This window comes from Vibrio sp. SCSIO 43155, assembly GCF_023716605.1.
GTDB lineage: Bacteria > Pseudomonadota > Gammaproteobacteria > Enterobacterales > Vibrionaceae > Vibrio > Vibrio harveyi.
This window is the reverse complement of the sequence record NZ_CP071852.1, coordinates 1,070,061-1,082,379: the sequence shown is the minus strand read 5'-3', so window position 1 is coordinate 1,082,379 and position 12,319 is coordinate 1,070,061. Positions and strand designations below refer to the sequence as shown.

Here is a 12,319-nt window from a genome sequence, read left to right as displayed (position 1 = left end):
GATGAATACCGCAACGACAAACCTTTCGGGGGAAACCTCGAAGAAACGCAGAGATAATATGCTGCCAGATGGTCCAGACTGGACCTTTGAACTGCTGGAGCGTTACCACAAGGAAATCAAGCGTGTCGCGGAGCTTTATCGCCTCGACACCTACCCTAACCAAATCGAAGTCATCACCTCAGAGCAAATGATGGACGCATACTCAAGCATCGGTATGCCTATCAACTACAACCACTGGTCGTTTGGTAAAAAGTTCATCCAAACAGAGCAGAACTATAAGCACGGTCAAATGGGTCTAGCTTACGAGATTGTCATTAACTCAAACCCATGCATCGCTTACCTGATGGAAGAGAACACCATCACTATGCAGGCACTGGTTATTGCTCACGCATGCTATGGGCACAACTCATTCTTTAAAGGCAATTACCTGTTCCAAACTTGGACCGATGCCAGCTCTATCATCGATTATCTATTGTTTGCGAAGAACTACATTGGGGAATGTGAAGAGCGTTATGGTGTGCACGAAGTCGAGCAACTTCTAGACTCTTGCCATGCACTTATGAACTTCGGCGTTGACCGTTATAAACGTCCTGAAAAGATTTCAATTAACGAGGAGAAAGCGCGTCAGGAAGAGCGTGAAGCTTACCTGCAATCGCAAGTGAACGAGTTATGGCGCACCGTTCCACAATCGAAAACCAAAGAAGAAGACATTAAAGTTCGTTTCCCTAGCGAGCCACAAGAGAACCTGCTCTACTTCTTTGAAAAACATGCTCCTCTGCTTGAACCATGGCAACGTGAGATTGTGCGTATCGTGCGTAAGGTAAGCCAATACTTCTATCCTCAAAAACAAACTCAGGTCATGAACGAAGGCTGGGCAACATTCTGGCACTACACCATTCTTAATCACCTTTATGATGAGGGTTTGGTGTCTGAGAAGTTCATTCTCGAATTTCTACACAGCCACACTAGTGTGGTTGCACAGCCACCATATAACAGCCCTTACTTTAGTGGTATCAACCCTTATGCGCTTGGTTTTGCGATGTTCCGCGATATCAAACGTATCTGTGAAGAACCAACAGACGAGGACAAAGAGTGGTTCCCTGAACTAGCAGGAACAGACTGGTTAGACGCGGTTCACTTTGCCATGCATAACTTCAAAGATGAAAGCTTTATTAGCCAATACTTATCACCGAAGCTCATGCGTGATTTCAAGTTGTTTGCCATCAATGACGATGATCGTAAAAACTTCATCGAAGTTGCCGCCATTCACGATGAGATCGGTTATCGACGCATTCGTGAAACGCTAGCTGCGCAATATAACTTGGCGAATTTAGAGCCAAATATTCAGGTTTTTAACGTAGATGTCCGCGGTGACCGCTCATTAACGCTGCAATATGTCCCCCATAACCGTATTCCTTTGGATAACAGTTATGAAGAAGTACTTAAGCATGTATATCGCTTGTGGGGCTTCGACGTGATTTTGGAAGAAGTCAAAGACACCGGACACAGAGAGATCCTCTCAACATGTCCGAAACGCAATCAGTACGACACCAATATCTAACCGATACAGCTTCCAATCTATCGTAGATACAAAAAGGCTCCTCAACGAGGAGCCTTTTCTAATTTTGAAATCAATACCAAGCTTATTGTGCTTGCTTAGCGACAATCGCACGTACTGCTTCTAAATCTTCTGGCGTATCCACACCAGCTGCTGGCGCTTCTTTTGCAACTTCCACATGAATCTTTTCGCCGTACCAAAGTACGCGAAGCTGCTCTAGGCACTCGATTTGTTCAAGTGCACTTGGCTGCCAATTCACATAGGTATTGATAAAACCAGCACGGTAAGCGTAGATGCCGATGTGACGCATCAATGGGTTCGCGATCGTTTTGTCTTGTTTAGCAAAGTTGTCACGATCCCATGGAATCGTTGCTCGGCTAAAATACATGGCATAGCCACGCTCATCCGCGACCACTTTTACTGCATTCGGGTTGAAGACTTCCTCTTCCGATTCGATCTCCACCGCAAGCGTTGCCATGGGCGCATCGCAACCTGCTAAGTTATCAGCCACTTGGCGAATGATAGACGGCGGAATCAATGGTTCATCACCCTGAACATTCACCACAATGTGGTCTGCAGGAATCGCCATTTTCTCTACTACTTCGGCTAGTCGCTCAGTGCCAGATTCGTGGTTTGGCGAGGTCATACAAACCTTGCCACCAAACTGCTCTGCTGCCACTGACACTCGCTCATCGTCAGTTGCAATAATCACATCTTCTGCACCCGCTTGTAACGCTTGCTCGTAAACCCATTGGATCATAGGTTTACCACCAATATCTGCCAATGGCTTACCTGGTAAGCGGCTTGACGCATAGCGTGCAGGAATGACAACCGTAAAAGACATTAGCGTCCCTCGTCCATGCTCATGGTTCGAGCTTCTGGCTCAAGCAGAACAGGAATACCCTCTTTTATTGGGTAAGCAAGGCGATCCAATTTGCAGATCAACTCTTGATTATCTTTATCGTACGTCAGCTTACCTTTGCACACAGGGCAAGCTACAATCTCAAGCAGACGGTGATCCATAAGTCGCTTTAACCTCTTTTATTCGATTTAAAATTCGCTCTGCATCGTTTGATTCAAACTGAGCAGAAACAGGCAGATACCACCAATTATCTTGCGCATAGCTGTCACATTTGACGGCATCTTTTTCTGTCATAATCACATTCGCCCCTTGTTGAGCCAATGCGTGCAATTCTTGCTGGTCAAAGTCTTGATGGTCGGCAAAACCCTTCGTTACTTTAACGTCAGCGTTCATCGCATTAAGTGTATTAAAAAATCGTGGCGGATGTCCGATCCCAGCAAATGCAACGAGGTCTTGCAGTTCGCTCACCTCGACTTGCTGTTTTGTCTTTAAATTAACGGCTTTCGATGGCGCTAAAGACATTGGCATTTCGTTTTGCTGAGCTTGACCACCGTTAGTGATAATAAAATCGACGTTAGAAAGACGCTCTACCCCTTCGCGAAGCGGACCAAGCGGTATAAGGCTTTCATTACCAAAGCGACGATTACCATCAACAATAACAAACTCGATATCTCTCTCAAGCGCGTAATGTTGAAGCCCATCATCCGTAACAATGATATCAACGCCCACTTCTAGTAATGCTTTCACTGCATTAACACGGACTGGATCCACTGCCACTGGTGCGCCAGTTCTGCGATAGATAAGCTTAGGTTCATCACCACAATGTTTAGCAGGCGTACTATCATCAAGCAATAACGGATATTGCGGTGCTTTCGCGCCATAGCCTCTAGACACCACTCCAGGCTTAAAACCAAGCTGCTGCAATTGCTCTACCAGCCACACCACAACTGGGGTTTTGCCGTTCCCACCAGCAGTAATGTTACCAACAACGACAACAGGTACAGGCGCTTTATACGCTTGTTTTTTTCCAGATTGGTATTGTTGTCGCTTAGACTTACTAATTGCACCGAATAGCAGACTAAGTGGCCACAGCAGCGGCCACAGTAAGTACTTGAGAGGATGGTTTTCGAACCAGATTTTTTCAATCACAGCGCTTAAGCACCAAATTGGATTCGGTGAAGTTGGGCATAAGCGCCATCTTTCGCGATTAAATCGGCATGGCTACCGCGCTCAACAATTGTACCTTCGTCCACAACCAAAATTTCATCTGCATTCTCAATCGTAGATAGGCGGTGGGCAATCACCAATACGGTTTTGTCTTTCTGTAGCTCATCCAGAGCAGATTGGATTGCACGTTCAGATTCGGTATCTAGAGCAGATGTTGCCTCATCAAGAATAAGAACTGGCGCATCACGTAATAAAGCTCGAGCAATTGCTACACGTTGACGCTGCCCACCAGAAAGGCTTGCACCGTTCTCACCTATCATCGCGTCGAGTCCACCATCCATCTTACTGATGAACTCCATCGCGTGAGCTAGGCTGGCTGCGCGTTCAATGTCTTCACGTGAATACTTATCTTCTGTTGCGTAAGCAATATTGTTCGCAATCGTATCGTTAAACAGATGCACGTTTTGCGACACTAGAGCAAACTGCTCACGTAAGTTTTTCAGTTCATAGTCGCGAATATCGTGACCATCAAGCGTAATACAACCACTGTTTACATCGTAGAAACGATTAAACAGACTCGCGATAGTACTCTTACCTGAGCCTGAACGTCCCACTAAGGCAACTGTTTTGCCTCGTGGAATATCAAAACTGACATTTTCTAGTGCAGGCTTTTCTGTACCTTCATAGGTAAAGCTCACATTCTTAACCGCAACATCACCTTGTGCGCGCTCAACGATGAATCTACCTTCGTTTTTCTCTGTTCCAAGATCAACAAGTGCAAATAAAGTTTGGCTCGCCGCCATACCGCGTTGAAACTGCGATGTTACGCTAGTCAATGCTTTTAATGGACGCATCAAACCAAACATCGCAGAAAATACGACAGTAAATGTACCCGGCGTTAACTGGTCTTTAATTGAGTCAATACTTGCCAGATAAAGCACCACAACAATTGCAACAGACGCGATCATCTGAATGATAGGGTTAGCCGCCGCTTGAGCACTCACCAATTTCATGCTTTGTTGGCGCATTTGGTTGCTCACTTTCTCAAAGCGTTTACCTTCGATATCTTGACCACCATAGCTCAGAACGACTTTGTGACCTTTCAGCATTTGCTCTGCAGAAGCAGTCACATTACCCATCATCGTCTGCATGTTTCTTGAGATCTTTCTGAATCGTTTAGAAACAATACTAATACCAAAAGCAACAACAGGAGCTACAGCAAACAAAACCAAAGACAGTTGCCAGCTGTTATAGAACATCAGAACCAGCAAACCGATAATGCTCGCTCCTTCACGCACAATGCTCACTAGCGCGGAGCTAGTAGCTGCAGAAACCTGTTCCGAATCGTAAGTAATTCGTGATAGCAAGCTACCTGTTTTTTCTTTATCAAAGTAAGAAACTGGCATATGCATAAAGTGGTTAAACACCATGCGGCGAATTTGCATTACCACGTTACCGGATACCCAGCTCAAACAATAAGTGGAAACAAATCCACTTACGCCACGAATAAACATCATGGCAAAGACAATAAGCGGGAGTGTTCGTAAAAAATCTGACTCTGCGTTACCAAACCCCTCGTCGAGCAACGGCTTCAATAGAGAGATCATATAAGTATCAGAGATAGCATTAACAACCAATGCTATAACAGCAACGATCAGACCAGATTTATAAAGACGGATAAATTGCCAAAGACGCTTAAACGTCTGCCAAGTCGTTTCATCAGTATTTGTTGACATAGAAGTGCTTTATTTTCTTACATTAAGACTCTTATTCTACTCCGTTACGCAGCATCTGCCTATACCAAGGGTCAAATGTCTCACTTCGTTTCGTTTCAAAATACCAATTCTCTTGCTCAATAAGGACGCTTATTTGACCGCCATTCCCCGTATCCAGCCATTTCGCATTGGCGTTCTCGTACGCTAGAACCACGTTATTTGCAGGCATTCCCCACTGATTCCCTTTTGCCAGAGATGCGATCGCCAGTTTTGGGGCAATCGCTTCAACAAACTTGGGATTAGAAGAGCTCTTACTTCCGTGATGCGGGACAATCACAACATCACTTTTTAACTGATCGGGGTTTCTCACCAAGATCCATTCACTAACTGCTTCAATATCGCCCGTTAATAGCAACTTAAAATCCGTTTTGGTATCGACGACACGAATCACGCATGAATGTGGGTTATATGCACGTTTAACCAACTTCGGCGGCCAAAGAACTTCAAATTCTAGCGCTTGCCATTTCCATCGCTCCCCCGCAATACAAGGTTGGTAGTTAGCGTAGTTTTGGCTACTAAACTTACGAACTGGGGCGAAGTGCCTTTCGATATATGCACGTCCTCCAGCATGATCTGAGTCGGCGTGACTGACGACAAACATGTCGATAGAACCGAACCCTCTGCGATACAAGATAGGAGCAATAACTTGTTCAGCAATACTTCCATAAGCCCATGTTTTACCCGTGTCATATAAAAGCACTTCACCGTCTTTTTCTAGGAGCACTGCAAGTCCATGCCCAACATCTAACACATCAATACGCCAACCATCGGATTTTCGTTCATACCACAACGCCAGACTTGTGATGACCAAGAACAAAACACCTGAAGCTTCTCGATTTAAAAATCGTATCGAAAGCACACAAACGCCCAATACCAGCACCCACAACGTTGCCTGTGAGCTAAGAGATTGCCAACTCCCCAAAGCAAATGGCAAAGACCAAGTAAGGGGTACAAGCATCCAATCTAACCACTGCCACAGCATGTTCGCCAAGTGCACTGAAAACGGGGTAATGATAAGTGCAACAAACATCAGTGGAACGACAACAAAACCGAACCAAGGGATAAAAATGAGGTTATATAAAATAGAGGAGAGGCTCGTCCCGGCAAAAAACAACCCACTAATCGGAATGATCAACACAGTGAGTACTAACTGAATTTTGAATAAGGTACCCAGTTTCCTAACCCAATTGCCACGGCTATGTTGTACACAATTCACTGCAAATAAAACGGCGATAACAGAGAGATAAGACAGCCAAAAGCTCATAGTGAGTGCAGAAAACGGCTCGATGCACAACTGTATTGCTACAGCAAGGAGCAGCACGCGCCAAGCGCTCCAATAAATCAAAGCAGACTTTAATAACAAGTAAATCAAACATACTGAAAAAGCTCGAGTCGTAGGCAAAGAGAAGTCTGCTAACCATGAATACAAAAAAGCAGTAGCAAGCCCAAACAAGGAAGGTAAAAAGACAAATTTTGGCAAAGCGTACCTAACAACAACCCCAAAGCTCATACCAAAAGCAAACGCCATTCCTATATGTAAACCCGAAATCGAAACCAAATGCAGTAAGCCACTATCACGTAGGAGTTGCCAGTCATATCGAGACAGAAGCGTACGGTCACTAAACGCCAAAGCACGAATAAGAGCGAAATGTTCAAGCTGAACAATGTGCTTATGAACGACGGCGATAATTTGCGTTCTTAATGATGATCGCTCACGAATAAGCCACGCAGAATCCTTTGAAACCGTCGCCCTTGCGACAATGCCCTTTCCTACTGCCTGCTTTTCGGCGTCATGACCTGCTTCGTTTAAAAGCCCAAAGATGGGTTTAATTGTCACTTCGGTAGTGAACTCACTGTTAACGGCGAGTGGGAAAGGCGTTATCAACCGGATTTTCGGTTTAAAAAAAGGTAACAAGTTTTGAGAATTCACCTGATGGACACGCGCAATTCCTTCATATCCGTGACTTATTTGCGTAAAAGGGCTGTCAACTTTGCCATTTATGGTAATATTCACCCCTGCTTGAAACAGGGCTTGTCTTTGATGCTCCATAACATTGCCGTGGATAATGACAACCATAAAGCCCGAAATTACGCCTATGCTCAATAAGCCACGTCGTAATTTTATTATTGAGCCAGTGGCAATTATTCCCAGCAGCAACCAACGCCAATCTGGTATCGTCGGCCACCATGCAGACGAAATAACGCTCGCTACAAATAAAGCCAAGGTCAAACTTTTTTCTAAGAGAGTCATGTCGTCCTATGCCTAGAAAGCTGATAAAACGCTTCATGCCAGATCATGAAATGATCAAACGCCAAAAAGCACTAAAGGTCTTCGGCAACGTTTTATATAACCCAAACTTGTGGTGTTTAAATCGTCGCTCTGCATCTGGTGCTTTTGCTGTTGGTCTGTTTATGGCGTTTGTCCCGCTTCCGAGTCAGATGATCATGGCGGCAGGTCTTGCCATCATGCTTGGTGTTAACTTGCCTCTATCAGTCGCACTTGTTTGGATCAGTAACCCAATTACCATGCCAGTGCTGTTCTACTTTGCTTACAAGCTTGGTGCCTTGGTCATGCATGTACCACCACAACCATTCCACTTTGAATTGTCGTGGGAATTCATCATGCAGCAAATGAACACCATAGGACCTCCGTTCTTACTTGGCTGCGCGATCTGTGGCGTAGTGTCAGCAATCATTGGTTATTTCGGTATTCGTGGTCTTTGGCGTTATTCAGTCGTGAGAAGCTGGCAAAAGCGTAAAGTACGATAAGCGCTTATTCACCAGTTGGCAGGTTATGGCGCGTTGAATGGAAAACAGTTAACGTTAGAAATGAAAGGTGATGTAACTCAAGTATGAAACGCATCGAGCCAATTAGAGATAGCAACGATATAGATAAAAAGGACCGATAATAATCGGTCCTTTTTTTGTTGTCTGTTATTTGCGAACGGCTCGCTGAGCTTTGTAGATTACTTGGAACTCAATACCGCCGCTGGATTAAGTTTCGCTGCACGGGAGGCTGGGTACCATGTTGCCAACAAACTCAAGATAATCGCCGTAATTGAAACCAAAGCAACATCTGCCCAATGCAATTGCGATGGTAAGAAGTCGACAAAGTAGATATCCCCCGAAAGAAATTGGTGACCAATTAAGGCTTCTAACCCCTTAATAATCGGTGTGAGGTTGAGAGCGACAAGAACGCCAACGACACTACCCGCAAGACTACCAAATACGCCCGAGAATACGCCTTGCCAAACGAAGATACGCTTAATCAAACTGTCTTTTGCACCCATAGTACGAAGAATCGCAATCTCAGCCGCGCGATCTTTAACCGCCATCATCAATGTCGAGACAATATTGAAACACGCGACACCAATCACTAGCACCATTACCAGGTACATAATGGTACGAACAAGTTGGATATCACGGTACAAAAAGCCAAATTGTTGTTGCCAGCTTTTTAGGTAAACATAAACATCAATTCGGCTACCGACTTCACGTACAATTGATGGTGCATTCAACACATCATCCGTCTTCAGCGAAATACCCGTAACGCCATCACCTAAGCGGGCATAGGCTTGAGCATCCTTGAGTGGTACTAGCGCTAATGAATGATCGATTTGACCGTTAAGCGTTAAAAAACCAGCGACTTTGACTCGGACTCGCTTTGGGGCTTGTACCTTATTCGTACTGCCTGATTGCGGGATCATTAAAGTAATATAGTCACCAACATCGACCTTTAACTCATTGGCGACACCACGCCCAAGAATCACTTGCTGTTGACCTGAGTAAAAATTTTGCCACGCCTGTGGGTCAATAAAGTCAGACATACTAGAAACAGCTTGCTCAAAAGCTGGATCCACACCGCGAACTTCTATTGCTTTTAGCTTACTGCCCTTCTCTGCTAACCCTGTAAACCGAACATAAGGTGCGGCAGCAACCACATGCTCATGACTTAGGGCTTGCTTCATGGTTTTGGTATAGTTGTGCAGTGGACCATTCACCCCCTCTAACTCACCATGTGGAATCACAGAAAGCACACGAGACTGTAACTCTCGTTCAAAGCCATTCATCGCAGATAAGCCAATGATGATGACTGCTACGCCAACCGCAATACCTATGGTGGAGGAAAGAGAAATGAACGATACCATCTTGTTACGCTTTTTAGCGCGACTGAAACGTCCACCAATCATCAATGCTAAAGATGAAAACAAAATTAGCCCTCCACGGTTGCTGTGTCTGTGGTAAAACGATCCACCAGCAAACCATCTTGCATATGCATTTGGCGATCCATTTTCGCGGCCAGCTCGTTATCATGAGTGACAACTAAGAAAGCAATATTCGACTCCTGATTTAACTCACGCATTAAGTCGTAAATCGCTAGCGCCGTATTGTGATCTAAGTTACCAGTCGGCTCATCTGCTAAAACCAAGTCAGGCTTATTGACCAAAGCTCGTGCGATAGCCACACGTTGGCGCTCACCACCAGAAAGTTCTGACGGACGATGATCCATTCGATGTCCCAACCCCACCTTCTCCAGAAGGGCTTTTGCTTCCGTTTTCGCATCTGCAACTTTCGCCCCACCAATCAACAGTGGCATTGCAACATTTTCAACCGCTGTGAAATCAGCCAGCAGATGATGGAATTGATACACAAAGCCAAGATGCTTATTGCGCAATGCAGCTTGTTTGTTGGAGCTCAAAGCAGACAGGTTCTGTCCCAGAAAATCCACTTCTCCTTGAGATGCATCGTCTAATGCTCCAAGAATGTGGAGCAACGTACTCTTACCCGAGCCTGATGAACCGACAATAGACACTAACTCGCCTTTATCAATATCAAAACTTACACCTTTGAGCACTTCAGTATCTAACGAACCCTCTCGGTAGACTTTACGAATATCACGACATTCTAATAGCTTATTCATAGCGAAGTGCCTCAGCAGGTTTAACAGAAGATGCTCGGAAAGACGGGTAAACAGTTGCAGCTAGACTCAGAGCAATCGCCAGCACTACCACTAGTAAAATTTGGAATGAATCAATCACGATAGGTAAGTGACCACCGAAGCTAAATAGTGCCACTCCCGCCGCTTCAAGAATTGCATTGAGGTTAAGTGATAAAGCAACGCCCATTGCACCACCAACAATGGCACCAATCACACCACTGCTTGCGCCTTGAACCATGAAAATCGCCATCACTTGAGATTGAGTCATACCTTGTGTTTTAAGAATCGCGACTTCAGATTGCTTCTCCATCACCACCATGATCAAAGCGGAAATAATGTTAAACGCCGCAACACCAACGATCAGCCCAAGCATCAAGCCCATCATATTCTTTTCCATTTTGACGGCTTGGAAAAGCTCACCACGTTGTTCTCGCCAATCACTCCATTGCCAACCATCAGGCATTGGCTGATCAGCAAAATCAGTCACCATAAAAGGGTCTGAGAAGAACACACGCCAGCCAGAGACTGTATCTTTCGGTAAACGCATCAGCTTTGCCGCATCAGTCATATTAACAATCATAAGCTGACCATCGACATCTGAGCCCGTATTGAAGATGCCAGCTACCGTGAAATTACGTTGGCTCGGAATTCGACCCAGTGGGGTAAATTGGGTGGCATTGGTGACCATCAAACGGACTTTATCGCCCATCGACACTTTCAATGAGCGCGCCAAGCTGTGACCAAGGAATACTTTGTACTCACCTGCTTGAAGAGAAGATAAACGTCCTGCGATAAGGTGGTTAGAAATCGGGTCGCCAAGTTTGGGCTCTATACCAATTAAATAACCAGCTGTCAGTTGTGCTGAGCTTTGAATAACAGCCTCACCACGAACAATAGGTTCTGGTTTTGCTATGGTCGACATATCTTGAATGAACTTAGGAGCAGCTTCACTGAGAGGCGTTTTACTATCGTGTTGCGAAATCACAGCATGAGGAAGCACTCCTAAAATGCGCTCTTTCAACTGGGCTTCAAAACCGTTCATTACGGAAAGCACCGTCACTAACGCCATCACGCCAATTGTGATACCGGCTGTCGACATATAAGAAACAAATCGGCTAAATCGGTCTCCGGAGCGTCCCCGAAGGTACCGCAAGCCAATAAACAAAGAAATAGGATGATACATATAGGACAAACCAACTGGTTATCTAGTTATGAAGCCATTACTTAGCTAGTTAATACGGGTTATCTTACCTTACTCTTACAATGAAGAAGACAAGATAATCGCTAAATTTGTCAACGACATGCAATAAGTCCCCATTTACAGCAAAAAGTTCAGCCAGAGAAACGGGGAAACTTGATAACTTAACCTGATTAGCGATAATCAACCCCCTATCCTACTCATTCCTAAATGAAATGAGAGCGCTCGATGGCAGAAAAGGACCGAATTATGACAGAGCAAGAATATTTTACCGTACACCACAATCTGACTATCAACGTCGAAACGCTAGGGACGGACTTTGCTCTGCCAGATGAAGAGACTTTCCAATCCGAAATTCCAGCGCCTTTTATTGTCGCAAGTGAATTTAGCCATTTAGATATGTTAGCTGATAACGCGAGATTGGAGCTGCAAAACAAAGAGTTAAAACACGTCATCCATTTGCTGGATACTCAAAACTCTAAACTCAACTTACTGCTCAGCTTTATGCTCTCGCAACAAGATGACATTGCACTCCGTTTCCAGACTACGCAATTCGGCGCAAGCCAACTGAGCTACCGTAGCGATTCTGCCGTAGAAAAAGACCAACTGGTTCGTGTGAAGCTCTTCTTAGGTCATCCTGCTGCAGCAATTTACTGCTACGCTCAGGTAGTAGAGTGCGAATCTGCCGAGCAAGGCTATGCAGTCACACTAAAGTACAAGTTACTTCGAGAAGCTGACCAAGATTTATTGATTAAAGCCGCACTATACCAACAACAAAAACTACTCCGTCAGCGCTCATTAGAGCGAGATAACAAATAAT

Annotated in this window: 11 protein-coding genes; 3 read left to right on the top strand and 8 right to left on the bottom strand. The window is 44.9% G+C overall.

The features are described from left to right. Position 1 precedes the first annotated feature (1 nt). Positions 2–1,561 (top strand): SpoVR family protein, encoded by a 1,560-nt coding sequence (locus J4N44_RS05005; protein WP_053049158.1) that lies wholly within the window; start codon positions 2–4, stop codon positions 1,559–1,561. 82 nt (positions 1,562–1,643) lie between these two features. Here J4N44_RS05005 and kdsB read toward each other — a convergent pair whose 3' ends face one another. Genes kdsB through J4N44_RS04980 form a run of 5 tightly spaced genes read right to left on the bottom strand, consistent with a single transcriptional unit; the run spans position 1,644 to position 7,613 of the window. Continuing rightward, positions 1,644–2,402: a 3-deoxy-manno-octulosonate cytidylyltransferase gene (kdsB, locus tag J4N44_RS05000; RefSeq protein WP_005446698.1), complete on the bottom strand. Its 759-nt coding sequence runs from the start codon at positions 2,400–2,402 to the stop codon at positions 1,644–1,646. Continuing rightward, positions 2,402–2,581, bottom strand: coding sequence for a Trm112 family protein (locus tag J4N44_RS04995; protein WP_005378451.1), 180 nt, complete (start codon positions 2,579–2,581; stop codon positions 2,402–2,404). The genes kdsB and J4N44_RS04995 overlap by 1 nt, the downstream gene beginning before the upstream one ends. After that, entirely contained in the window at positions 2,562–3,569 is a 1,008-nt protein-coding gene (gene lpxK / locus J4N44_RS04990) for a tetraacyldisaccharide 4'-kinase (RefSeq protein ID WP_047513176.1), read from the bottom strand. The genes J4N44_RS04995 and lpxK overlap by 20 nt, the downstream gene beginning before the upstream one ends. A 5-nt stretch (positions 3,570–3,574) precedes the next feature. Then, a complete protein-coding gene (gene msbA, locus J4N44_RS04985) occupies positions 3,575–5,323 on the bottom strand; it encodes a lipid A ABC transporter ATP-binding protein/permease MsbA (protein WP_029790264.1) in 1,749 nt (582 codons plus the stop codon). A 31-nt stretch (positions 5,324–5,354) separates the two neighbouring features. Then, on the bottom strand, positions 5,355–7,613 hold the full coding sequence (locus tag J4N44_RS04980) for a DNA internalization-related competence protein ComEC/Rec2 (protein ID WP_252044912.1): 2,259 nt from the start codon (positions 7,611–7,613) through the stop codon (positions 5,355–5,357). 8 nt (positions 7,614–7,621) lie between these two features. Here J4N44_RS04980 and J4N44_RS04975 point away from each other — a divergent pair, with 8 nt between their 5' ends. Next, on the top strand, positions 7,622–8,131 hold the full coding sequence (locus tag J4N44_RS04975) for a DUF2062 domain-containing protein (RefSeq protein WP_005446692.1): 510 nt from the start codon (positions 7,622–7,624) through the stop codon (positions 8,129–8,131). 197 nt (positions 8,132–8,328) lie between these two features. Here J4N44_RS04975 and lolE read toward each other — a convergent pair whose 3' ends face one another. Genes lolE through lolC form a run of 3 tightly spaced genes read right to left on the bottom strand, consistent with a single transcriptional unit; the run spans position 8,329 to position 11,484 of the window. Continuing rightward, positions 8,329–9,573 (bottom strand): lipoprotein-releasing ABC transporter permease subunit LolE, encoded by a 1,245-nt coding sequence (gene lolE / locus J4N44_RS04970; protein ID WP_252044911.1) that lies wholly within the window; start codon positions 9,571–9,573, stop codon positions 8,329–8,331. Positions 9,574–9,575: 2 nt separating this feature from the next. Beyond that, positions 9,576–10,283 carry a lipoprotein-releasing ABC transporter ATP-binding protein LolD gene (lolD, locus tag J4N44_RS04965; RefSeq protein ID WP_005446689.1) on the bottom strand — a complete coding sequence of 236 codons (708 nt, stop codon included), beginning with the start codon at positions 10,281–10,283 and terminating at the stop codon, positions 9,576–9,578. Continuing rightward, positions 10,276–11,484, bottom strand: a complete 1,209-nt coding sequence (gene lolC, locus J4N44_RS04960) for a lipoprotein-releasing ABC transporter permease subunit LolC (RefSeq protein WP_026000130.1) — start codon at positions 11,482–11,484, stop codon at positions 10,276–10,278. Before lolC ends, lolD begins: the two co-directional genes overlap by 8 nt. A gap of 264 nt (positions 11,485–11,748) precedes the next feature. On the opposite strand from lolC, the gene J4N44_RS04955 reads away from it, so the two are divergent. Continuing rightward, entirely contained in the window at positions 11,749–12,318 is a 570-nt protein-coding gene (locus J4N44_RS04955; protein ID WP_252044910.1) for a PilZ domain-containing protein, read from the top strand. Position 12,319: the final 1 nt, after the last annotated feature.

Coding starts and splice junctions, on each gene's coding strand:
- J4N44_RS05005 (WP_053049158.1), top strand. CDS start 2: ATGAATACCGCAACGACAAACCTTTCGGGGGAAACCTCGAAGAAACGC.
- kdsB (WP_005446698.1), bottom strand. CDS start 2,402: ATGTCTTTTACGGTTGTCATTCCTGCACGCTATGCGTCAAGCCGCTTA.
- J4N44_RS04995 (WP_005378451.1), bottom strand. CDS start 2,581: ATGGATCACCGTCTGCTTGAGATTGTAGCTTGCCCTGTGTGCAAAGGT.
- msbA (WP_029790264.1), bottom strand. CDS start 5,323: ATGTCAACAAATACTGATGAAACGACTTGGCAGACGTTTAAGCGTCTT.
- J4N44_RS04980 (WP_252044912.1), bottom strand. CDS start 7,613: ATGACTCTCTTAGAAAAAAGTTTGACCTTGGCTTTATTTGTAGCGAGC.
- J4N44_RS04975 (WP_005446692.1), top strand. CDS start 7,622: ATGCCTAGAAAGCTGATAAAACGCTTCATGCCAGATCATGAAATGATC.
- lolD (WP_005446689.1), bottom strand. CDS start 10,283: ATGAATAAGCTATTAGAATGTCGTGATATTCGTAAAGTCTACCGAGAG.
- lolC (WP_026000130.1), bottom strand. CDS start 11,484: ATGTATCATCCTATTTCTTTGTTTATTGGCTTGCGGTACCTTCGGGGA.
- J4N44_RS04955 (WP_252044910.1), top strand. CDS start 11,749: ATGACAGAGCAAGAATATTTTACCGTACACCACAATCTGACTATCAAC.